Genomic DNA, 20,607 nt, shown 5'->3' on the forward strand with positions numbered 1-20,607 from the left:
TGCGCCGCCGGTCCGGTGCGCCCGCGATGCGCGCTGCCCTCGCCCGCGGCGAGGCGGCCCTGCGATCGCCCATGCGGAGGAGGGACCGCGTGATCATGGCTTCGTCCCCTAAGGAGCCCTGATGAGGCGCCGGCTGCTCCTGTCGACGCTCGCGGTGGCGATCGTCGCGATCCTGCTGCTCGGCATACCCCTCGCCTACGCCACGCACAAGCTGATCTACGAGGAGGCCCAGCAGTCGCTGGAGCGCGAGGCCGCGTCCATCCTCGGCGGCGTCGGCTTCAGCCTGGAATCCCGCCAGCCGATCACATCGCAGAAGATCGCCCAGGAGTATCCGGGGCGGTTCATCACCATCACCCTGCCGGGCAACCGGGTGGTGACGGCGGGGGAGCGGCCGCCGACCGACGCGGGGCTGCTGACCGCCTCGGCCGACGCCGGCGGCACGCACGTGCAGGTCTCCCAGGAGGCCCGCGAGGTGCGCGGCGCCGCGCTGCGCCAGCTGGCGCTGATCGGCGGCCTGGCCGCGCTCGGCGTCGCCGTCACCGTGGGGCTGGCCATGGTCCAGGCCCGCAAGCTCACCCTGCCGCTGATCGACCTGGCCGAGACCGCCGACCGGCTGGGCAGCGGCAACGCCCGGCCGCGCCGCCGCAGATACGGCATCCCCGAGGTCGACCGCGTCGCCGAGGTCCTGGACCGCAGCGCGGTGCGGATCGCCGACCTGCTGGCGGCCAGCCGGGAGTTCGCCTCCGACGCCAGCCACCAGCTGCGCACCCCGCTCACCGCGCTGTCCATGCGCCTGGAGGAGATGATCGAGGCCGCCGACTACCCCGACGTGGTGCGCGAGGAGGGCGCGGCCGCCGTCGCGCAGGCCGAACGGCTGGTCGCGGTGGTCGAGCAGCTGCTGGCGCGGTCCCGGCACGACCGCACCGGAGCGGCCGTGCCCGCCCGGATCGACGACATCATCGCCCAGCAGGTGGAGGAGTGGCGCCCCATCTTCCGCCGGGCCGGCCGCGACATCCGCATCACCGGCCACACCGGACTCGTCGGCATGACCAGCCCGGAGGGGCTGTCCCAGATCATCGCCACGCTGCTGGACAACTCCCTGGTGCACGGCTGCGGCACCGTCACCATCACCACCAAACCGGGGGCGAACTCGGTGGTGGTCGAGGTCGGCGACGAGGGCCCGGGCATCCCGCCCGAACTGGAGGCCCGCATCTTCGAACGCAGCGTCACCAGCGGCAAGGGCACCGGCCTGGGCCTGTACCTGGCCCGGTCGCTGGCGGTGGTGGACGGCGGCCGGCTGGAGCTGATCCAGGCCCGTCCGGCCGTGTTCGGGGTGTTCCTGCGGCAGGCGTCGGAGGCCAGGCTGGCGGAGGAACGGGTCGTCAGCGGCCCTGTCTGACGGCCGCCCGCCGCGCGGCGTCGGCGGCCCGCCCGTTGGCCGCGTTCCCGTTGGCGTGCCCGTTAACGCCGTGCCCGTTGACGCCGTGCCCGTTGACCGCGTTCCCGTTCGCGGGGTGATGGGCCGGGTGGCCTGAGCCGTTGACGGGCGCCCCGCCGACCGGGCCCGCACCTGCGGCCGCATGGCCGGAGACAGGGGCCGCGCCCGCCTCCGGCAGACCCGAGGCCGGATCGACCTGCGGCGCGCTCGCGGGCAGGAACACCCACTTCTTGTACGACCAGAAGCGGAACAGCGTCGCCACCCCGGTGCCGATGACCAGCGCGCCGTTGTAGGCCAGCGCCCCGTCCAGCCTCAGCACGTAGTAGGTGAACCCGATGACCAGCTGCGTGATCACCAGGCCGACGCCGTTCAATGCGAAGAACAGCACGTACTCGCGGCCCAGCCCGGTGCGGTCGCGGTGCCGGAACGTCCAGTAGCGGTTGGCCAGGTACGCGAACGTGGTCGCCACGACCGTCGCGATGCCGTTGGACGACAGCGGGCCCATGCCGAGGCCGGTGTGCAGGGCGTTGCCCACGGCGAACGTGATGACGAACGCCGCGGCGCCCACGCTGCCGAACTTCGCGAGCTCGTGCACGACGTGCCGGAAACGTCGGTAGAGGTTGGCGACCAGGCTCACGAAGGGGAACCGTCCTTCCGGACCTCGGACACTGGGATCGGGCTCACCGGCGCGGGGCCCGGGGCCCCGCGCTCATACCGGGGCCAGAACGAGAATAGACGCATGGTGCCCGTGAGACGGTTGCACTCGGACGATCACGGCACCCGGCTCGATATCTGCCCCCGGCGAAAGACATCACACACCGTGGGACGCCGGGACGGCCGCGTTCGTTCGCCTTCCGCGTCCCGATAGCCTTCTCCACGTGAAGAATCCAGCTCAGACGCCGGTTGTCGGCATGGTGGGCGGCGGGCAGCTGGCCCGTATGACCCACCAGGCGGCGATCTCGCTCGGCGTGCCGCTGCGGGTGCTCGCCCGCGACCCCGGCGAGTCGGCGGCGCAGGTCAGCGCGGACGTCCGGATCGGCGACGAGCGCTCCCTGGACGACCTGCGCGCCTTCGCCAAGGACTGCGACGTGCTGACGTGGGACCACGAGCACGTCCCCCAGGAGCTCGTCCGGGCCCTGGAAGAGGCGGGCACGGCCTGCCGGCCCGGCTCGGGCGCCCTGCTGCACGCCCAGGACAAGCTGGTCATGCGCGAGCGCCTGACGTCCTTCGGGGTGCCGTGCCCGGCGTTCGCCCGCGTCCCGTCCGACGCGCCGCCGGCGTTCCTGGAGGCGTTCGCCCGCGAGCACGGCCTGCCGCTGGTGCTCAAGGCGACCCGGGGCGGCTACGACGGCAAGGGCGTCTGGGTGCTGGACGCCCTCGACCGCGACGCGGCCGAGCTGGTGGACCGGCTGCTGGGCGAGGGCGTCGATCTCCTCGTCGAGGAGCACGTGGCCTTCCGGCGGGAGCTGGCGGCGCTGGTCGCCCGGTCCCCCTACGGCCAGGGCGCCGCGTACCCGATCGTGGAGACCGTCCAGCGCGACGGCATCTGCCACGAGGTGATCTCGCCCGCGCCCGGCCTGGACGACGACACCGCCGCCGAGGCCCAGCGCCTGGCCCTGGACATCGCCGAGCACCTCGGCGTCACCGGCCTGCTGGCCGTCGAGCTGTTCCAGACCGACTCCGGCCTGGTCGTCAACGAGCTGGCGATGCGGCCGCACAACTCCGGGCACTGGACGATCGAGGGCGCCCGCACCTCGCAGTTCGAGCAGCACGTGCGGGCCGTCCTCGACCTGCCGCTCGGCTCGACCGAGGCCACCGCCCCGCACGTGGTCATGGTCAACGTGCTCGGCGGCGACGACCCGGACGTCTACTCCCGGTACGTGCACGTCATGGCGCACGACCCGGGCGTCCGGGTGCACATGTACGGCAAGCAGGTCCGCCCCGGACGCAAGATCGGCCACGTGACCGCGCTCGGCGACGACCTCGACGAGGTCCGCGAGCGCGCCCGGCACGCGGCCGACTACCTGCGCTGGGGCCCCGCCCTCAAGGAGGGCGCATGACAGCCCCCGTGGTCGGCGTGGTGATGGGCAGCGACTCGGACTGGCCCACGATGAAGGCCGCCGCCGAGGCCCTGGACGAGTTCGGCGTGCCCTACGAGGCCGACGTGGTCTCCGCGCACCGCATGCCGCACGACATGATCGCCTACGGTTCCGACGCGGCGTCCCGCGGCCTGCGCGTGATCATCGCGGGGGCGGGCGGCGCGGCGCACCTGCCCGGCATGCTCGCCGCGGTCACCCCGCTGCCGGTGATCGGCGTGCCCGTGCCGCTCAAGCACCTGGACGGCATGGACTCGCTGCTGTCGATCGTGCAGATGCCCGCGGGCGTCCCGGTCGCCACCGTCGCCGTCGGCGCCGCCCGCAACGCGGGCCTGCTGGCCGTCCGCATCCTCGCCGCCTCCGACGAGGCGCTGCGCGCCAAGATGGCCGACTTCCAGCAGACCCTGTACGAGCAGGCCAAGGCCAAGGGGGCCCGCCTGCGCGAGAGCCTCGGCTAGCGGCGCAGCGCCCACTCCACGGCCGGGCAGCGGTCCATGACCACGTCCAGCCCGGCCTCCTGGGCGCGCCGCGCCGCGGCCTCGTCCACCACGTCCAGCGGCAGCCACACCGCGCGGGCGCCCACCGCGATGGCCTCGTCCACCGCCGCGCCCGCGTGCTCGGCCCGCCGGTAGACGCCCACCACGTCCAGCGGCCCCTCCTCCGGGGGGATCTCCGCCAGCGAGGTGTACCCGCGCTCGCCCAGCACCGTCGCCCCGGACGGATGCACCGGGATGATCCTCTTGCCGCGCTGCTGCAGCAGCCGCGCCTGCGTGTACACCTCGCGCGCCGGGTTGTCGCCCAGCCCCACGAACGCCCACGTCCGCGACTCGTTGAGCAGCCGCCGGATCACGTCCACATCAGCGAATCCCATACGCCCCACAACACCACCTTCGAGAAGTTCGTTCCCTTCTAGGAGAACAGCGCCTTCCAGGAGAACAGCGCCGGGAGTTCTGATTCAGGGGCGGCGCTCAGGGGCGGCCGAGGGCGCGGTAGGTCCAGCCGGCGGTGCGCCAGCGTTCGGGGTCCAGGGCGTTGCGGCCGTCGACGATGTTGCGTTCGGCGACGACGTCGGCCAGGGCGGCGGGGTCCATCTCGCGGAACTCCTTCCACTCGGTCAGGAGCAGGACGACGTGGGCGCCGCGGGCGGCGTCCTGGGCCGAGGCGCCGTACCTCAGGTCCGGGTGGGCGCGGCGGGCGTTGTCCATGGCCTGCGGGTCGTAGACGGTGACCGTGCCGCCCTGGGCGTGGATGGTGGCGGCCACGTCGAGGGCGGGGGAGTCGCGGACGTCGTCGGAGCCGGGTTTGAAGGCCGCGCCCAGCACGCCCACGGTGCGCCCGGTGAACGCGCCGCCGACCAGCTCGCGGGCGAGGTCCACCATGCGGATGCGGCGCCGGATGTTGATCTGGTCGACCTCGCGCAGGAACGTCAGGGCCTGGTCGACGCCCAGCTCGCCGGCGCGGGCCATGAAGGCGCGGATGTCCTTGGGCAGGCAGCCGCCGCCGAAGCCGAGGCCGGGGCCGAGGAACTTGCCGCCGATGCGGTCGTCGTACGACAGCGCGAGCGACAGCTTGGTGACGTCGGCGTGCGCGGCCTCGCACACCTCGGCCATCGCGTTGATGAAGGAGATCTTGGTGGCCAGAAAGGCGTTGGCGGCCACCTTGACCAGCTCGGCGGTGGCGTAGTCGGCGGTGATGAACGGGGTGCCCGCGCCGATCATGGAGGAGTACAGCTCGCGCAGCACCTTCTCGGCCCGTTCGGCCGCGCCCTGGTCCTCCGGCAGCCCGGCGACGATCCGGTCCGGGTGCAGGGTGTCCTCGACGGCGTAGCCCTCGCGCAGGAACTCGGGGTTCCAGGCCAGCGCGGCGTCGCCGCCGGCGGGCGCCAGCTCGGCCAGCCGCGCCGCCAGCCGGGCGGCGGTGCCCACCGGGACGGTGGACTTGCCGACGACCAGGCAGGGGCGGGTCAGCCGCGGCGCCAGCTGCTCGATCGCCGCGTCCACGTAGCTCAGGTCGGCGGCGTACTCGCCGTGCTTCTGGGGGGTCCCCACGCACACGAAGTGCACGTCGCCGAAGTCGGCCGCCTCGGCGTAGGAGGTGGTGAAGCGCAGCCGTCCGGCGGCCAGGTTGCGGCGCAGGATCGGCTCCAGGCCGGGCTCGTAGAAGGGCAGGTCGCCCGCGGAGAGCCGATCGACCTTCGCGGCGTCGGTGTCCAGGCCGACCACCTCGTACCCCAGGTCCGCCATGCAGGCGGCGTGGGTGGCACCGAGATAGCCGGTTCCGATCACCGTCAGGCGGTGCGCCAAGACAACTCCTCTCGATCCGTCGCCGGTCCCGACCGGGACCTCGCCCCGGGTCCTGTTGTAGTGCCCCCTGTCGCGGCCGCGTCCGACGGGTACCCCGCATGCGACCGACGGGGCGCCCCGTGTGCGGTCGACGGACTTTACTGGCGGGTAGCATCTGCCGTATGAGTCCCGACTTTCCCACGTATGCCCCGTCGGACGAGCATGAGATGCTGCGCAGCACGGTCCGCGAGCTGGCCGAGGCCAAGATCGCGCCGTTCGCCGCGCAGGTGGACGAGGAGTCCCGGTTCCCGCAGGAGGCGCTGGACGCGCTGGTGCAGAACGACCTGCACGCGGTGCACATCCCCGAGGCCTACGGGGGCGCCGGGGCGGACGCGCTGGCCACCGTGATCGTGATCGAGGAGGTCGCCCGGGTGTGCGCGTCCTCCTCGCTGATCCCGGCGGTCAACAAGCTGGGCACCGTGCCCGTGCTGCTGGCCGGCTCCGAAGAGCTCAAGAAAAAGTACCTGACCCCCGTCGCGCGCGGCGAGGCCATGTTCTCCTACGCGCTGTCGGAGCCCGAGGCCGGGTCGGACGCCGCGTCGATGAAGACGCGGGCGGTGCGCGACGGCGACCACTGGGTGCTCAACGGCACCAAGATGTGGATCACCAACGCGGGGGTGTCGCAGTACTACACGGTGATGGCCGTCACCGACCCGTCGGCGGGGGCGCGGGGCATCTCCGCGTTCATCGTGGACAAGGACGACGAGGGCGTGTCGTTCGGCGCCAAGGAGCGCAAGCTGGGCATCAAGGGGTCGCCGACGCGGCAGGTGATCCTGGAGGACGTGCGCATCCCGGCCGACCGCATCATCGGCGCCGAGGGCACCGGCTTCAAGACCGCCCTGGCCACCCTCGACCACACCCGCATCACCATCGCCGCCCAGGCCATCGGCATCGCGCAGGGCGCGCTGGACTACGCGCTGGGCTACGTCAAGGAGCGCAAGCAGTTCGGCAAGGCGATCGCCGACTTCCAGGGCGTGCAGTTCATGCTGGCCGACATGGCGATGCGGCTGGAGGGGGCGCGGCAGCTCACCTACCACGCGGCGGTCAAGTCCGAGCGGGCCATGAACGGCGAGCAGGTGCCGGACCTGACGTTCGTGTCGTCGGCGTGCAAGTGCCTGGCCTCGGACGTGGCGATGGACATCACCACCGACGCCGTGCAGCTGCTGGGCGGGTACGGCTACACCCGCGAGTTCCCGGTCGAGCGGATGATGCGCGACGCCAAGATCACCCAGATCTACGAGGGCACCAACCAGATCCAGCGCATGGTCATGGCCCGTCAGCTCCTCAAGTGACACGGTCGCCTGCGGCCCGGACCACCGCCCGCTGCCACTCCGAAACGGGCCCCCGGACGGGGGCGCGGAGCGCACGGCCGGTGCGAAGGGCCGCACGACCGCACGAGGGATCCAATAACCTGGGCACGTGAGTCTGCGCCTGTACGACACCGGAACCCGTAGCGTCCGCACGTTCGAGCCCCTGGAGGAGGGGCGCGTGGGGATGTACGTGTGTGGTGCCACGCCGCAGGCCGCCCCGCACATCGGCCATCTGCGCTCGGGCGTCATCTACGACGTGCTGCTGCGCTGGCTGCGCCGGTCCGGCTACGAGGTGACCTTCGTCCGCAACGTCACCGACGTCGACGACAAGATCATCGCGGTGTCGCAGGCCCAGGGCCGCCCGTGGTTCGCGGTGGCCGAGGCGAACCAGCGCGTCTTCACCCGGGGCTACGACCTGCTCGGCTGCCTGCCGCCCACGATCGAGCCGCGCGCCACCGGGCACGTCCCGGAGATGATCGTGCTGATCCGGCGGCTGATCGAGGCCGGGCACGCCTACGCCGCCGGCGGGGACGTCTACTTCGACGTCAAGTCGTGGGCCGACCGGTACGGGGCGCTGTCCAACCAGCGCCTGGAGAACATGCGCTCGGCCGGCGACACCCCCAACGAGGAGTACAAGCGCGACCCGCGCGACTTCGCGCTGTGGAAGAGCGCCAAGCCGGGCGAGCCGTCCTGGGAGACCCCGTGGGGCGAGGGGCGCCCCGGCTGGCACCTGGAGTGCTCGGCCATGGCCACCAAGTACCTCGGGCCCACGTTCGACATCCACGGCGGCGGCGTCGACCTGATCTTCCCGCACCACGAGAACGAGATCGCCCAGTCGCAGGCGGCCGGGGACGGGTTCGCCCGCTACTGGCTGCACAACGGGCTGCTCACCGTCGACGGCGAGAAGATGGCCAAGTCGGTCGGCAACGTCGTCCTGCTCGACGACCTGCTCGGCAGGGCCCGTCCGGCCGAGATCCGCTACTACCTGGCGTCGGCGCACTACCGGTCCCTCATGGACTACACCGACGCGGCCCTGGCCGAGGCCGTGTCCGCCTACCAGCGCGTCGAGGGGTTCGTGACCCGCGCCGCCGAGCAGGTGGGGGCGGGCCTCGCCGACGGCGAGCTGCCCGAGGCGTTCGCCGCCGCGCTGGACGACGACCTGGGCGTGCCGCAGGCGCTGGCCGTCGTGCACGAGACCGTGCGGGAGGGCAACAGCGCGCTGGCGTCCGGCGACCAGGAGGCCGCCCGCCGCCACCTGGCCTCGGTGCGGGCCATGATGGACGTCCTGGGGCTGGACCCGCTGTCGCGGCAGTGGTCCCGCGCCGGCGAGGAGGACCTTTTGCCCGTGGTGGAGGCCCTCGTCACCGTCGCGCTCGACCAGCGGCAGGCGGCCCGCGCCCGCAAGGACTACGCCTCCGCCGACGCCATCCGCGACCAGCTCGCCAAGGCCGGGATCGTGGTGGAGGACACCCCCCACGGCCCCCGCTGGGAGCTCAAGCGGACCTGACCGGGCCGGTCGCGGCGGATCGTCGCGCCGCGGCCGGCCGGTACGCGACGTAAAATCGCGTGTTCGGGGCGTTCGCCGCTGTGCCGCCCTAACGCGAGCGAAAGTGCAGAAGGGCGTACAGAACGACCATGGCCAAGCGCAAGGGCCGAGGGCCCACCCCCAAGGCCGAAGACCGCCACTGGCACGCCAAACGGCAGCGTGCCCGGGCCGCCAAGAACGCCCGCCGCACCGGCACCCCCACCCTGGGGCCGGGCGGGCGGGAGAAGCTCGCCGAGGCCCGGCGCGCCGCCGAGGCGGCGGTCCGGGGCCGCCCCGCGGGCGCGCGCCGCACCGACGGCGAGGCCCCCGAGCTGGTCGTCGGCCGCAACCCCGTGCTGGAGGCCCTGCGCGCCGGCGTGCCGGGCAGCGCGCTGTACGTGACGTCCGGCACCGACGAGCGCGTCCGCGAGTCGATCCAGCTGGCCGCGGACCGGGGCATCCCGCTGCTGGAGACGGCCAAGCCCGAGCTCGACCGCCTCACCGACGGCGCCGTCCACCAGGGCATCGCCCTGCAGGTGCGGCCGTACCGCTACGCCCACCCCGACGACCTGCTGAAGGGCGCCGCGCCGCTGATCGTGGCCGTGGACGGCATCACCGACCCGCGCAACCTCGGCGCGATCGTGCGGTCGGCGGCCGCGTTCGGCGCGTCCGGGGTGGTGGTGCCCGAACGCCGCGCCGCCGGGGTCACCGCGGGAACCTGGAAGGCGTCGGCGGGGACGCTGACCGCGGTGCCGGTGGCCCGCGCCACCAACCTGGCCCGGCAGCTCAAGGCGTACCAGCAGGCGGGCTGCTTCGTCGCGGGCCTGGACGCGCGCGGCGCCGTCACCGTCGCCGACCTGGAGGTCGCCGACGGGCCGTTCGTGCTGGTCGTCGGCTCCGAGGGCAAGGGCCTGGGCCGCCTGGTCGCCGAAACCTGCGACCTGCTGGCGACCATCCCCATGCCGGGCCGCGCCGAGTCCCTCAACGCCGGTGTGGCCGCCGGCATCGCCCTGTACGAGGTCGCCCGCCGCCGCGGGGCCTGACCGCCGCCTTCCCGAATACCGGCAAGCGCATCACCCGCGGCGTCGACTACCATGCGGGACGAACCTGCCGGTGTAGCTCAATTGGCAGAGCACCTGTCTTGTAAACAGGGGGTTAGGGGTTCAAGTCCCCTCACCGGCTCCGCAGGTCGAAGCCCTCTTCCGCGCAGGGGAGGGGGCTTTGCGATGAGGCGTACGGCCGCCGAGTACGGCCACCCGCCCCTTCCGGTCGTGCGCGAACGGCGGGGGAGGCGTCATACGCGCTGTCCCGGAGCGTGCCCGAATGTGCCGAGTGCCCGGGCCCTGCGGTGTCCCCATGGCAGAATGACACGCGTTCGGAGAGGCGCCAGGGCTCGTGGTGGCGGGGGTAGACGCGCTTCCCCGTCGAGGATGCACGGACCACGGTCGCCTTCCGCGACGGGGCGGAAGCGGGGCTTTCCAGGGAGCACCGGGGGCCGGGGCCGGGGGCACACCCCGGGCCGACTGCCGGGAGGAGGTGCGGCGGCGTGTCCCAGGCCGGTCGGCGCCTGCCCGCCCGCCTCGGTGCGACGCTCTCGGCGCTGACCCTCACCGCCGTCTTCGTCTTTCCCGTGCGCCCCGCCGGCGCCGCGGCCGCCGCGCGCACCGACCAGATCCGGGCCCGGCAGTGGCATCTGACCGCACTGCGCGTCCCCCGCGTGTGGCGCACGTCCAAGGGCGGCGGCGTGACCGTCGCGGTGCTGGACACCGGGGTCGACCGCAAGCACCCCGACCTGGTGGGCCGGGTGACCACCGGGCCGGACCTCACCGGCGGGCTGCGCCGCCCCGGCAGCCGGTACTGGGGCCTGCACGGCACGTCGATGGCGAGCATCATCGCCGGGCACGGCCACGGACCGGGCGGTGCGCAGGGCGTGATGGGCGTGGCGCCCCAGGCCCGCATCCTGTCGGTCCGGGTGACGTGGGAGAACGACGATCCGCTGCGGCAGGCCGGCGGGCAGCTCGGCGGCCGCAATCGGGACGCGGTCGCGCAGGGCATCCGGTACGCGGTCGACCACGGCGCCGACATCATCAACATGTCGCTGGGCGGCGGCAAGCTGTTCTACGACGGCAGCTCCAGTGAGGAGAACGCGATCCGGTACGCGCTCGACAGGGGCGTGGTGCTGATCGCGTCGGCGGGCAACGACGGGTCGGGCGCCAACCGCAAGAACTTCCCCGCCGCCTATCCGGGGGTCATCGCCGTCGGGGCCGTCGACCGGCGGATGCGCATCTGGAAGGACAGCAACCGGCACTCGTACGTGGAGGTGTGCGCGCCCGGCGTCGACATCGTCAGCGCGGACGCCAGCAGCGGCTACGTGGTCGGCACGGGGACGAGCCCGTCCTCGGCCATCGTCGCCGGGGTCGCCGCGCTGATCCGCGCCCGCTACCCGAGCCTGACGCCGCAGCAGGTGCGGCAGGCGCTCGTCCAGGGGTCGGTGCCCCGCGACCAGCCCGGCGGCGTCACCACGTGCTCCACGACAGTGGACGCCGTACGCGCCATGGCCGTCGCCGCCTCCATCAGCCGGTCGACCCGCGGCCCGGGGGCGACCCCCGTCCCCTCGGCCGAGCCGGCGGAGACCGACGTCGCCGCGGAGGAGGAGGGGGCGGGCTTCATGCTGCCCGCCATCCTGGTGGGCGGCGGTGTCCTGGTGGCGGCGGGCGTGCTGCTGGGCTGGCTGCAGCGGAGGCGGCCCGAGGACGACTTCGAGGACGACTTCGAGGACGACGCCGACGACGACTCCCCGTACGAGGTGCTGCGGCCCAGGCATCCGCCCGAGCCCGTCGGTGCGCAGGCGGGCGACCCGTCCGGCGTCTCGGTGGCCCCCGTGCACGCCCCTTTGTGGCAGAGCAACGAGGTCTTCCCGGGGGGCGATCCGCCCCTGATGCCCGTGGCCCCGCCGCCCCCGCCGCCGCCGGAAGCGGAGTCCCGGACCGCGTCGGAGCCCACCTCCGAGCCGCGGCAGGAGCCGCAGCCCGCGCCCGACCCCGAGCCCTGGCCTGAGCCCGAGCAGCAGTGGCGGCTGCGTCCCTTCGTACCGGAGCAGTTCAGCGGCGGCGCCACCGGTGTGAACGGCTTCGGGACGGCCCCCGCCGAACCCCCCGAGGGGCACAGGCTGGACGGCCTGAACGGCTTCCACGGCAAGGCCGACGACCCTGACCCGTCCGACGAGCCCGCCCGCCAGGCCGACGAGCCGGTGTTCGACGACGAGGAGTGGGAGAGGTTCCGCCGCAGCGTGCTGGGCGACGCCCTCGACTCCGCGGAAGACCCCGGCTCCACCACCCTTCCCCCGTCACCGCGCCAGGGGGACGTGCCCGAGGCGCCCGCGGACAGCACGACCGACGAGCTGCCCGCGGTGGCGTTCCCGTCCGCGCCCCCGCCCGGCCTGGACGACACCGGCCCGCCGCCCGGCACGTTCATCCCGCCACCCGGCCTGAACGACGACTCCCTGGGGCGCCCCTCCCGCACGCAACGGCCGCCCGACGAGGACGACTACCGGCCGCCGTGGTGGTGAGCCCCGGGCTACTCCGCGCGGCGTAGCGGCAGAGCCTCCAGGCGTACGACGACACGGCCCGGACCTGTCGCCGAGCATCGGAGCATCCGACGACAGGAGGTCGATGACGATGACGGCGACGCTCACGGCGCTGGCCGCGCACCCGGGCCCGGGCGGCTGGCACGGCAACGGCTGGAACGACGCGCCCGCCTGGTGGCCGGTGTTCCCGATCACTTTCGGGTTGTTCTGGGCGGCCGTGCTGGCGGCGGGCTTCTACCTGATCCGCCGCCGCATGACCGCGACCGCGGCCCAGACCGACCCGCTGGCCCGCGCGCACGCCACGCTGGCCGAACGCTTCGCCCGCGGCGAGATCGACGAGGACGAGTACTTCAGCCGCCTGTCAGCCCTGCGCAACGGCTGACCCTGGCCGGTGCCGTCCGGCCCAGGCCGCGCCCCGTCGGCAGCCCGGGGGCTGTTTCCGCCGCCGGGCGGTTCGTTCGTCCGGGGCCGGTGGGAGCGCGGGGGCGGGCGGTCAGTCGGCGCCGGCCTCGCGGAAGATCTTGTCGATGCCCTCCAGTTCGGCGGGCGTCCGGACGGCGGCTTCGGTGAAGCGGGTGAGCAGGCGGGCGAACTCGGCGCGCTCCTCGGGGGTCCAGTCGGACATCAGGCCCGCCAGATAGGCGCGGCGGGAGCGTTCGGCGACCTGCCGGACGCGGCGGCCCGCCTCGGTGAGGCCGAGGTTGGCGCGGCGGGCGTCCACCGGGGACGGGCGGCGCGACACCAGGCCCGCGTCGATGGCGTGGCCGACGAGCCGGCTGGCGGTGGACGGGTCGATCTCCAGGCGTTCGGCGACCGCGCCGACCGTGACCTCGGCCGTGGGGCAGCCCGGGTCCTCCGCGGCGGCCGACAGCGCGGCGATCGCGTGCACCACCATCAGGTTGGACAGCTGCAGCGGGCGCCCGCCCGGCCCGCCGGAGGTCTGTGCCCGGATCTTCTTCATCAGATCGGGCTTGAACCAGACCCGGCGCAGATGGAACAGCGCCCGGCTGATGTCCGACAGGACGGGGTCGGGAGGCTCGGCGGAGTCCTGGGAGGAGGTGGATCCCCCGGACGCGTGCTCCGTCGCCATTGCCACGGCCTCCGTTCACCGTGTCGGTCTGTCCGCAAATGCGATTGCAGCGTACACATGAAAACGCGTGCAATCTACATGCGTTCCCCCGTGTCCTTCTCCTGGCACAACGCGGGCCGCCGTCCGATAGTGGCATGCCCGGGGTGCGACGTCCGGCGTCGGGCGATATCGCGGGCAGTCCGCGAGGAAACCGCCGACAGGCGCGCCGAGACGCACCGTCCGAAGGCCGCTTTGTGGTGCACTGGTAGCCGTTCGTGGCGACGTGGCCCCCTCAGCCCTATGCCATCACCGGCCGCCGCCGTGCCGTTCCGGCGGAACACCCGGCCGATGGCCGCGCGGACGCGTACCATGGCACCGGCCGAACCCGGACGACCCGGGATCACTAACCACAGAGGGGACGTCATGTGCGAGACGTCGGCCCCCGCCGGCGACCCCCCGCGTGCGGCCCCGACGACGGCCCCCGACAGGACGGCAGCATGAACGACGGCCCAGCCCTGCAACCGGTGCCCGACGGCCAGGACGACGACCCCGCCTTCCCGGCCGGCAAACTGTCCGAGCGCGACCGCCGGATACTCGCCTTCGAACGGCAGTGGTGGAAGTACGCCGGCGCCAAGGAGCAGGCGATCCGCGAGCGGTTCGACATGTCGGCGACGCGCTACTACCAGCTCCTCAACATCCTGCTCGACCGCCCCGAAGCCCTGGAGTACGACCCGATGCTCGTCAAGCGCCTGCGCCGGATGCGCGCGCAACGGCAGCGGCAGCGCGCCGCGCGCCGGTTCGGCATCCGGCCCTGAGTGCCCAACACTGGACGGGTGAACCTCTTCTCCCCAACGACGGCCGCCGGCACGGACGGCCTGGACGCGATCCGCACCGACCCGCGCGGCGCCGTGCTCGGGTTCGACTTCGACGGCACGCTCGCGCCCATCGTCGACGACCCGGCGGCGGCACGGGCCCATCCCGGGGCGGCCGCGGCGCTGGCCCGCCTCGCCCCGCGCGTGGGCGCGCTGGCGGTCATCACCGGCCGTCCCGCGGCCGTGGCCGTGGAGTACGGCGGGCTCGACGGCGTGGACGGCCTGGTGGTGCTCGGGCAGTACGGCCTGGAGCGCTGGGAGGCCGGCGAGCTGACCACGCCCGAGCCGCCGCCCGGCGTCGCCGAGGCGCGCGCCAAGCTGCCCGAGGTACTCAGGGCCGCGGGCGCGCCGGACGCGACCTACGTCGAGGACAAGGGGCAGGCGGTGGCGGTGCACACCCGCCGCTGCGCCGAGCCGCAGGTCGCGCTCGACCGGCTGCGCGGCGTCCTGGAGGCGCTCGCCGAACGCACCGGCCTGACCGTGGAGCCGGGACGGTTCGTCCTGGAACTGCGCCCGCCCGGCATGGACAAGGGCAGGGCCCTGCGCCGCTTCCTGGACGAGGCGCGCCCCGCCCGCTCCGGCGGCCGCCCCTTCCCCTCGGCGGTGCTGTTCGCCGGCGACGACCTCGGCGACCTGGCCGCCTACGATGCGATCGACGCGCTGCGCGCCGAGGGCGTCCCCGGGGTGAAGGTGTGCAGCGGCTCGGCCGAGGTCACCGCCCTCGCCGACCGCGCCGATCTGGTGGTGGACGGCCCCGACGGGGTGGTCCGCTTCCTGGACGCCCTCGCCGGCTCCCTGGACGGGCGCTGAGTCCGTCGCCCGGTCGATGGCGCGTCGCCGCGATGTCCGGGGGGCGGGCAACGGTTCGGGCGTCCGCCTGCGTCACACTGTTCACGGCCACGGCGGAACGCAGCCGTGGCTCGGGGGCGTTGGAGCAGGAGCGTTGACATGGACACCGGCCAGGACAAACCCTTCCCGCCGTCCGCGACGGGCACGGGCGGCCCGATCGGCGTTCATGACACCAGCGGCATCCAGGTGCGGCTCCGCCCGCGCGGCGCCGATCGCCGCCGGCGCGAGCGGCGGCGTTCCGGACGCCGCGCGGGCGTGGTCGCCGCGTGCGCCATGGCCGTCGCCGCCGTGCTGATCGGCACGGGGGTGCTGCTCATGCCCGGGCTGCGGGACGGGAACCCGCGTGCCGAAAGCCCGCGGGGCGGCCAGAGCGCGGCCTCCGAGGCGGGCCGGGCCGGCGCGGCGCGGCCCCGGGCGGGCTCACCGGTCGACGTCGGCACGGCGGACGGTTCCCGCTACCGGCTCCAGGCGGTGACCGGGGGCCTGGAGAACGCCGCCGTCACCACCCAGCAGTCGTCCCCGCCCGCGAAGGGGTCCTTCCCCTACATCGACTACATCCTGAGCAACCCCACGAAGGACCGCGTGCTGCTCGACTTCCCCGGCGACGTGTTCGTCCGGCGGAGCCTGGTCGCCGCGCGGGACCGCGGCCGCTGCGTGTGGCAGGCGGGCGTCCCCGAGAGCATGTGCACCCCGCCCACCAAGAGCGAGGTCGTCCGGAGGCTGTCGGGCGGTGCGCTGATCCCCGGGGACGGCGGCGACCGCTACCTGCCGCCGGGCTCGTCCTACCTGGTGCGCGTGACCGTCGAGGTGCCGGTCGACCGCCGCCTGCGCCGCGGCGACCTGCGCCTGTACGTGTGGAAGCAGCTCTACATGGCCGACCGGCCGGCCCGCCTGGTCCCCTTCCCCACCCGGTCGCGCGGCTGAGCGCGCACGGCCGCGCGCCGGATGCGGGCCGCCGCCCCGGGGGCACTCGCTCTCCGGGGTCACTCGGCCGCGGGATCGTCGGCGAGGATGCTGTACAGGCGGCGGCGGGCGTCGTTGACGACCTCCAGCGCGCGCTCCTGCTGCGACGGGCTGCCGACGGCGGCGACCTGGTGCAGCGCGCCCATCAGCTGGGCGATCGCCTGGCGGCCGCGCAGCTCCTGCTCGCCGACGGTGTCCGTCAGCTCCTCCCAGGGCGGAGCGGGCTGTGCGGCGGCCTCCTCGCGGCCCGCGTCGGTCAGGCTGAACAGGCGCTTGCCGCCGTCCTGCTCGCTGACGAGCTTGCCCTCGTCCTCCAGCATCTGCAGCGTCGGGTAGACCGAGCCGGGGCTCGGCCGCCAGACGCCGCCGGTGCGCTCTTCGAGCTCCTGGATCATCTCGTAGCCGTGCATGGGCCGCTCGGCCAGCAGGGCCAGCAGGGCCGCCCGCACGTTGCCGCGCTTGATGCGGCGTCCGCCGCCGGGCCCCCGCTTGCCGCGGCGTCCCGGCCCGAAAGCGGGGCCGAAGCCGGGACCGTAACCGGGCCCGAACCCCGGGCCGCCCGGCCCCGGGCCCCAGCCGCCGAACGGGCCGCCCCGCCGGCCTCGCGCCTCGTCCTCGGGGAACCGGCCGTGCCGGATGAAGTGATCGTGGTGACGCATCGCAGCTCATCCTTCCACTGTTGATTGCTCGCGATACATTAACGATATATCGAAATCGGTCGCGATACAACAGCCAGGGCTCGGAGCGGCCCCCGTGCGGAGAGCGGGGCGGACCGGCGGTAGCCTCTCCCGGCCCCGTGACAGCGTCCGGGCGACCGGCTCCCGCACACGACAGGAAAGGCAGGCACATGACCGACAGCGACGTCGCCGTACTCGACGATCCGGTTGGTGAGTCGCTCCGCAGCCGTCACGGACATCTGGCCCGCCGACTCGGCCGCGCGGCCGGATACCTGCCGGAGGTCGCCACCTTCTCCGCGGTGTCCGCCGACCCCGACCCGGCGGAGTGGGCCGACCTCGCCCGCCTGCTCGGCCGCGGCGAGCTGGCCGATCTGTTCAGCCATCCGGCGACCCCGCCCGCGGACTGGGAGCCCGTCTTCACCCTCGACGGCTTCCAGCTGGTCGGCCCCGCCGACGGCCTCCCCGACCACCCCGAGGACGGGCCCGACGCGGAAGTGGTCGAACTGGGCGCCGACGATGTGCCCGAGATGCTCGGCCTCACGGCGCGGACCCGGCCGGGACCGTTCTGGCCCCGCACCCGCGAACTCGGCACCTATCTGGGCATCCGGGAGAACGGCGTGCTGGTCGCCATGGCGGGCGAACGGCTCCGGCCGCCGGGATGGACCGAGATCAGCGCCGTCTGCACCGCCCCCGATGCGCGCGGACGGGGCCACGCCACCCGCCTGGTGCGGGCGCTGGCCGCGCGCATCACCGCCCGGAACGAGCGCCCGTTCCTCCACGTGGCCGCGGCCAACACCGGCGCGCTCGCGCTCTACGAGCGGCTCGGCTTCGCGGTCCGCAGGCGCGTGACGTTCCGCGGGTTCCGGACGCCGTGACGCTGTGCCGCCGTGGCGTTATGCCGTAACGCCATGACGCGACGCCATGACGCTAGGGCGCGGTCAGTTTGAGGCTGTCCAGGATGGTCTTGGTGAGGTCGCGGTTGTCGTTCTCCTTGATGCGGATCCACACGCCGAAGGTGCCGCGGCTGTCGCGCAGGCCGACCTCGGTGACGGACGGGGTGCCGGCCCGGCACCCGGTGAACCGCGTGATCGTGCCGGTCAGGGCCTTGTCGGGGGAGGTGTAGTTCTCCGTGCCCGCCGGGGTGCAGGTGCGGTGCCCCGTCACTCCGGGCGGAGGCAGCTTGCCCTGGGCGACGTCCTTGGTGAGGCCGATGAACACCCCGGGGGCCGGGCCGTCGCCCTTGAACTGCGTCACGTTCGGGGTGGCGCGCAGCACCGGCCGGGGCTGCGCGTCGTTGAGAGCGACGGTCGTCGGCTGCCAGGTGGACTCCTGCCGGTCCACGGGCCATGCCTTCGGCACCGCCGCGCGGATCTTGCCGGAGGGGTCCGCGACCTGGGTGAAGTCCTGCGGGAGGCGCGGCTCGGCGGGCGGCTCCTGCTCGTCCTCGCCGGACAGGACGGTGCCCAGCGTCAGCCCGACGAGCAGCGCCACGCCCAGCAGCCCGGCACCGATGACCAGCGGCAGCGGCACCTTCCGCGCCGGCGCCGATCCGGCCCCGCCGCCCTGCTGCTTCGAGCGCCCCGGCAGCGCGATGTCCTTCAGCCGCGCGAGCAGCCCCTGGCCTGCCCCGCCCGCCTGGCCCCCCTGATTCTGCGGGGCGGGCTGGAACCCGGTGGGCGGCGGCGGTTGCCCTCCCTGGTACTGCGGCGGGGCGGGCGGGAGCACCGCGGTCCTGTCGCCGGGCTGCTGCACCGGCCCCGGGGGCTGGCCGTGCTGCGGCGGGGTGGGAAGCGCCGCCGTTCGGTCGTCGCCCTGCGGGGCGCTGGGGGACGCCGGCCCATCGGGGGCGGAAGGACCCGGCGGGGTCGCGGGCGGGCCGAACGGAACGGAGCCGCGGCCGCTCGGATGGTCGACGACGGTGACCGCTCCCTGGTCACCCGCGTTCGGCAAGTCCTGGCGGGTGGAGTCGTCGTCAACCGGTGCGCCCGGGGCGGGCGACTGCGGGTAGAGCGGCGGGGGCGGCGACGGCTGGGGCGGGTGGCCCTGCGGGTGGGGCGCCTGTCCTTGGGGGCGGGGCGGCTGCGGTTGCGGCGGTGGGGGCTGGGGCTTGTCTCTGACGGTCCTTTCGGTGTCGAACTCGCTGAACGGCTTGTCCACGGCCGTCGCCGCGGGTTCTGCAGGAGGCGGTGGAGGGGAGGCGGCGGAAGGCGGCGCGGTGGAGGGCGGTGCCGCAGCGGAGGGGGGTGGAGCCGGAGCCGCGGACGGTTCGGCTGCCTCGCCGTCGGACGCGCCGTGCCCCTGCGTGGACGGCGAACCGGTCGGCGAACTGGATGGCGGGGTGGACGGCGGGGTGGACGGCGAACCGGTCGGCCGCAGCGTGGAGAGCGCCTCGGCGAACGCCTCGGCCGTGGGGTAGCGCTTCTCGCGTTCGACCTCCAGTGCGCGCAGAATGACCTCGTCCAACGCGGGCGGCACCTCTTCGCGCAGCTCGCTGGGCCGCTTCTTGACGGGCGGCGGCCCCGGCGGACGCCCGGCGACCATGTGGTACGTCAGCGCGCCCAGCCCGTACACGTCGGCCCGCACGTCCAGGCCGCCGCCGAAACGCGCCTGCTCGGGCGACATGTACCCCGGGGTGCCCACCGGCAGGGTGAACGCGCCGGAGGCGTGCGCCAGCGCCTTGGCCAGGCCCAGGTCGGCGATCAGCAGCCGCTCCCGCCCGTTGCGGGTGGACTGGAACAGCACGTTGGACGGTTTGAGATCGCGGTGGATCACGCCGAGGGAGTTGATGACCTCGACCCCATACGCGATCTCCTCGGCGTACGCAAGGGCCTCGTTGACCGGAAGTGGCCGTTCGCGCATCCGGTCGGCGAGGGTGCCGCGGTCGGCGTAGGACATGACGAAGTAGGGGCGGCCGTCCGGGAGCTCCCCGATGTCGTGCACGCGGACGAGCCGCTCGGAGTCGGCGCGGCGCAGGATGCGCGCCTCCTCCAGGAAGCGGTTGCGCACGTCGAGGTCGTCGATGAGGCTTCCGGACAGCACCTTGATGGCGACCTGGGCGTCCAGAGCCTCGTCGTGCCCCAGCCACACTGAGGCGAACGCCCCGGATCCGAGGACCCGCTCGATTCGGTAACGACCGACAGTTGGTGGGAAGGACACTCCCGTATCATGCCCAACGAACGCGGTGTGTGTGCGAACGAGCTGAGGCGCGGCGATGGCACTGGACGACAGGACCGAGCAGCTGGCCGTCAGGGCCGCCCAGGGTGACCGGGCGGCGCTCGACGACCTGCTGCGCACGATCGAGCCCGACGTGCTGCGGCACTGCTCCCGGTTCCTGCCCTGCCGCCAGGACGCCGAGGAGGCGTGCCAGGACGCGCTGCTGCAGGTCGCCCGCAACATCAACCGCTTCGAGGGCCGCTCCCGTTTCAGCACGTGGCTGCATGTGGTGGTCGCCAACTCGGCGCGTTCCACCTACCGTTCGCTCAAGCGCCGCTCGCTGGAGCAGGCGGGCGAGCTGCCGCAGCAGCGTCCCGACCCGCGCCGCACCAGCGTCATCGCCGGGTCCCGGGTGGACATCCTGGACGCCATGGAGGACCTGGAGGCCCGCAAGCCCGACCTGATCCAGGCGCTGGTGCTGCGGGACGTCTCCCAGCTGGAGTACTCCGAGATCGCCGAGCAGCTCCAGCTTCCGCTCGGCACGGTCAAGTCCCGCATCCACGAGGCCCGCAAGCAGGTCCGCCAGACCCTGGGCGAGTCCTACACCTGACCTCGCCACCCGCCCCCGCGCCCGCCCGACCCAGCGTCCGCGCACCGGGGACGCCCGCGTGCCGGGATGCCTACAGGCGGCGGAATCGGCTGGTCAGCCGCGGCCAAGCATCTGTAA

The 20,607-nt window shown here is 73.9% G+C and carries 19 protein-coding genes and 1 tRNA gene; 14 read left to right on the top strand and 6 right to left on the bottom strand.

The annotated features are described in order from the left end of the window. Positions 1-121 precede the first annotated feature (121 nt). Positions 122-1,399 carry an ATP-binding protein gene (locus ABD879_RS16210; RefSeq protein WP_345022243.1) on the top strand — a complete coding sequence of 426 codons (1,278 nt, stop codon included), beginning with the start codon at positions 122-124 and terminating at the stop codon, positions 1,397-1,399. On the opposite strand, the gene ABD879_RS16215 is transcribed toward ABD879_RS16210, so the two are convergent. Beyond that, entirely contained in the window at positions 1,383-2,075 is a 693-nt protein-coding gene (locus tag ABD879_RS16215; protein WP_345022244.1) for a GtrA family protein, read from the bottom strand. The genes ABD879_RS16210 and ABD879_RS16215 overlap by 17 nt on opposite strands. 241 nt (positions 2,076-2,316) lie before the next feature. On the opposite strand from ABD879_RS16215, the gene ABD879_RS16220 reads away from it, so the two are divergent. Beyond that, entirely contained in the window at positions 2,317-3,498 is a 1,182-nt protein-coding gene (locus ABD879_RS16220; RefSeq protein ID WP_345022245.1) for a 5-(carboxyamino)imidazole ribonucleotide synthase, read from the top strand. Then, positions 3,495-3,992: a 5-(carboxyamino)imidazole ribonucleotide mutase gene (purE, locus tag ABD879_RS16225; protein ID WP_345022246.1), complete on the top strand. Its 498-nt coding sequence runs from the start codon at positions 3,495-3,497 to the stop codon at positions 3,990-3,992. Before ABD879_RS16220 ends, purE begins: the two co-directional genes overlap by 4 nt. On the opposite strand, the gene ABD879_RS16230 is transcribed toward purE, so the two are convergent. After that, the gene (locus ABD879_RS16230) at positions 3,989-4,405 is read right to left on the bottom strand and encodes a CoA-binding protein (protein ID WP_345022247.1); all 417 of its coding nucleotides are present in this window, start codon (positions 4,403-4,405) and stop codon (positions 3,989-3,991) included. The genes purE and ABD879_RS16230 overlap by 4 nt on opposite strands. 97 nt (positions 4,406-4,502) lie before the next feature. Then, entirely contained in the window at positions 4,503-5,837 is a 1,335-nt protein-coding gene (locus ABD879_RS16235; protein WP_345022248.1) for a UDP-glucose dehydrogenase family protein, read from the bottom strand. 161 nt (positions 5,838-5,998) lie between these two features. On the opposite strand from ABD879_RS16235, the gene ABD879_RS16240 reads away from it, so the two are divergent. From ABD879_RS16240 to ABD879_RS16265, 6 genes are all read left to right on the top strand, one after another. Beyond that, the gene (locus tag ABD879_RS16240; protein ID WP_345022249.1) at positions 5,999-7,168 is read left to right on the top strand and encodes an acyl-CoA dehydrogenase; all 1,170 of its coding nucleotides are present in this window, start codon (positions 5,999-6,001) and stop codon (positions 7,166-7,168) included. Positions 7,169-7,295: 127 nt separating this feature from the next. Beyond that, positions 7,296-8,693 (top strand): cysteine--tRNA ligase, encoded by a 1,398-nt coding sequence (gene cysS, locus ABD879_RS16245; RefSeq protein WP_345022250.1) that lies wholly within the window; start codon positions 7,296-7,298, stop codon positions 8,691-8,693. Positions 8,694-8,821: 128 nt separating this feature from the next. Beyond that, positions 8,822-9,754 carry a 23S rRNA (guanosine(2251)-2'-O)-methyltransferase RlmB gene (gene rlmB / locus ABD879_RS16250; RefSeq protein ID WP_345022251.1) on the top strand — a complete coding sequence of 311 codons (933 nt, stop codon included), beginning with the start codon at positions 8,822-8,824 and terminating at the stop codon, positions 9,752-9,754. A 66-nt stretch (positions 9,755-9,820) separates the two neighbouring features. Next, positions 9,821-9,893: transfer RNA gene (locus ABD879_RS16255), tRNA-Thr, on the top strand. 364 nt (positions 9,894-10,257) lie between these two features. Next, on the top strand, positions 10,258-12,279 hold the full coding sequence (locus ABD879_RS16260) for a S8 family peptidase (protein WP_345022252.1): 2,022 nt from the start codon (positions 10,258-10,260) through the stop codon (positions 12,277-12,279). Between the two features lie 103 nt (positions 12,280-12,382). Further along, entirely contained in the window at positions 12,383-12,679 is a 297-nt protein-coding gene (locus ABD879_RS16265) for an SHOCT domain-containing protein (protein ID WP_345022253.1), read from the top strand. A gap of 111 nt (positions 12,680-12,790) precedes the next feature. On the opposite strand, the gene ABD879_RS16270 is transcribed toward ABD879_RS16265, so the two are convergent. Further along, a complete protein-coding gene (locus tag ABD879_RS16270; protein ID WP_345022254.1) occupies positions 12,791-13,387 on the bottom strand; it encodes a MarR family winged helix-turn-helix transcriptional regulator in 597 nt (198 codons plus the stop codon). A 476-nt stretch (positions 13,388-13,863) separates the two neighbouring features. Between ABD879_RS16270 and ABD879_RS16275 the strand changes: the two genes are divergently transcribed. The 3 genes from ABD879_RS16275 to ABD879_RS16285 all read left to right on the top strand — a co-directional run bounded on the left by ABD879_RS16275 (position 13,864) and on the right by ABD879_RS16285 (position 16,011). Next, positions 13,864-14,181, top strand: a complete 318-nt coding sequence (locus tag ABD879_RS16275; RefSeq protein ID WP_345022255.1) for a DUF3263 domain-containing protein — start codon at positions 13,864-13,866, stop codon at positions 14,179-14,181. An 18-nt stretch (positions 14,182-14,199) separates the two neighbouring features. Beyond that, positions 14,200-15,048 (top strand): trehalose-phosphatase, encoded by an 849-nt coding sequence (gene otsB, locus ABD879_RS16280; protein ID WP_345022256.1) that lies wholly within the window; start codon positions 14,200-14,202, stop codon positions 15,046-15,048. A gap of 138 nt (positions 15,049-15,186) precedes the next feature. Then, positions 15,187-16,011, top strand: coding sequence for a hypothetical protein (locus ABD879_RS16285; protein WP_345022257.1), 825 nt, complete (start codon positions 15,187-15,189; stop codon positions 16,009-16,011). A gap of 59 nt (positions 16,012-16,070) precedes the next feature. Here ABD879_RS16285 and ABD879_RS16290 read toward each other — a convergent pair whose 3' ends face one another. Then, the gene (locus tag ABD879_RS16290; RefSeq protein WP_345022258.1) at positions 16,071-16,709 is read right to left on the bottom strand and encodes a PadR family transcriptional regulator; all 639 of its coding nucleotides are present in this window, start codon (positions 16,707-16,709) and stop codon (positions 16,071-16,073) included. Between the two features lie 188 nt (positions 16,710-16,897). Between ABD879_RS16290 and ABD879_RS16295 the strand changes: the two genes are divergently transcribed. Next, positions 16,898-17,602: a GNAT family N-acetyltransferase gene (locus tag ABD879_RS16295; RefSeq protein ID WP_345022259.1), complete on the top strand. Its 705-nt coding sequence runs from the start codon at positions 16,898-16,900 to the stop codon at positions 17,600-17,602. 52 nt (positions 17,603-17,654) lie between these two features. Here ABD879_RS16295 and ABD879_RS16300 read toward each other — a convergent pair whose 3' ends face one another. Continuing rightward, positions 17,655-19,883, bottom strand: coding sequence for a serine/threonine-protein kinase (locus ABD879_RS16300; protein ID WP_345022260.1), 2,229 nt, complete (start codon positions 19,881-19,883; stop codon positions 17,655-17,657). Positions 19,884-19,938: 55 nt separating this feature from the next. On the opposite strand from ABD879_RS16300, the gene ABD879_RS16305 reads away from it, so the two are divergent. Further along, the gene (locus ABD879_RS16305) at positions 19,939-20,490 is read left to right on the top strand and encodes an RNA polymerase sigma factor (protein WP_345022261.1); all 552 of its coding nucleotides are present in this window, start codon (positions 19,939-19,941) and stop codon (positions 20,488-20,490) included. Positions 20,491-20,607: the final 117 nt, after the last annotated feature.

The sequence above is a fragment of the Actinomadura keratinilytica genome, from assembly GCF_039539665.1.
Lineage (GTDB): Bacteria > Actinomycetota > Actinomycetes > Streptosporangiales > Streptosporangiaceae > Spirillospora > Spirillospora keratinilytica.

Bases quoted from the DNA above. Each gene is read 5' to 3' on its own strand.
- ABD879_RS16230 (WP_345022247.1), bottom strand. From the start codon at position 4,405: ATGGGATTCGCTGATGTGGACGTGATCCGGCGGCTGCTCAACGAGTCG.
- ABD879_RS16285 (WP_345022257.1), top strand. From the start codon at position 15,187: ATGGACACCGGCCAGGACAAACCCTTCCCGCCGTCCGCGACGGGCACG.
- ABD879_RS16295 (WP_345022259.1), top strand. From the start codon at position 16,898: ATGACCGACAGCGACGTCGCCGTACTCGACGATCCGGTTGGTGAGTCG.
- ABD879_RS16240 (WP_345022249.1), top strand. From the start codon at position 5,999: ATGAGTCCCGACTTTCCCACGTATGCCCCGTCGGACGAGCATGAGATG.
- purE (WP_345022246.1), top strand. From the start codon at position 3,495: ATGACAGCCCCCGTGGTCGGCGTGGTGATGGGCAGCGACTCGGACTGG.
- ABD879_RS16265 (WP_345022253.1), top strand. From the start codon at position 12,383: ATGACGATGACGGCGACGCTCACGGCGCTGGCCGCGCACCCGGGCCCG.
- ABD879_RS16270 (WP_345022254.1), bottom strand. From the start codon at position 13,387: ATGGCGACGGAGCACGCGTCCGGGGGATCCACCTCCTCCCAGGACTCC.
- ABD879_RS16275 (WP_345022255.1), top strand. From the start codon at position 13,864: ATGAACGACGGCCCAGCCCTGCAACCGGTGCCCGACGGCCAGGACGAC.
- rlmB (WP_345022251.1), top strand. From the start codon at position 8,822: ATGGCCAAGCGCAAGGGCCGAGGGCCCACCCCCAAGGCCGAAGACCGC.
- ABD879_RS16290 (WP_345022258.1), bottom strand. From the start codon at position 16,709: ATGCGTCACCACGATCACTTCATCCGGCACGGCCGGTTCCCCGAGGAC.
- ABD879_RS16210 (WP_345022243.1), top strand. From the start codon at position 122: ATGAGGCGCCGGCTGCTCCTGTCGACGCTCGCGGTGGCGATCGTCGCG.
- ABD879_RS16305 (WP_345022261.1), top strand. From the start codon at position 19,939: ATGGCACTGGACGACAGGACCGAGCAGCTGGCCGTCAGGGCCGCCCAG.